The organism is Methylobacterium nigriterrae, from assembly GCF_037106235.1.
Classification (GTDB): domain Bacteria; phylum Pseudomonadota; class Alphaproteobacteria; order Rhizobiales; family Beijerinckiaceae; genus Methylobacterium; species Methylobacterium nigriterrae.
Genome location: NZ_JBAWTG010000547.1, coordinates 1 through 456, shown reverse-complemented (window position 1 = coordinate 456; position 456 = coordinate 1). Strand labels below are relative to the sequence as shown.

The 456-nt window shown below is 69.7% G+C and carries 1 protein-coding gene; it reads right to left on the bottom strand.

What is annotated here, in order from left to right:
• On the bottom strand, nucleotides 1-456 hold a 456-nt coding region (locus WDW90_RS38175; RefSeq protein WP_336492879.1), incomplete at both ends, for an aldehyde dehydrogenase family protein.

The window sequence follows — 456 nt, the reverse complement described above, 5'->3', positions numbered from 1 at the left end:
ATCGCCTCGGTCGAGTCCTTCGTGACCGGGTGCGGCAGGATCTGCACGAGGTCGGCGGGCAGGCCGATGCGCTCCAGCTCTGCGCGCATCAGTTCGACGGTGCCGGCGGTGGTGCGGTAGCCGAGCGGAGAGGGGGCGATCACGATGGCGTTGCGGCCCTTCACCGCCATCATGGCCTTGTTGACCGGGGTCGCGCTCGGGTTGGTCGAGGGCGTCACGGCGCCGATCACGCCCATCGGCTTGGCGTATTTCACGATGCCCTTGGCGGGATCCTCCTCGATGATGCCGACCGAGCGCCCGCGCAGGAGGTCGCGCAGGGTCCCGAAGGTCTTGCGCTGGTTCTTGAGGATCTTGTCGGGCACGTTGCCGAGGCCGGTATCGGCGACCGCGAGTTCCGCGAGCTCGCGGGCATGCTCGGGCTTGTAGAGCGCCCAGGCGAGGGCGCGGACGGCCGCG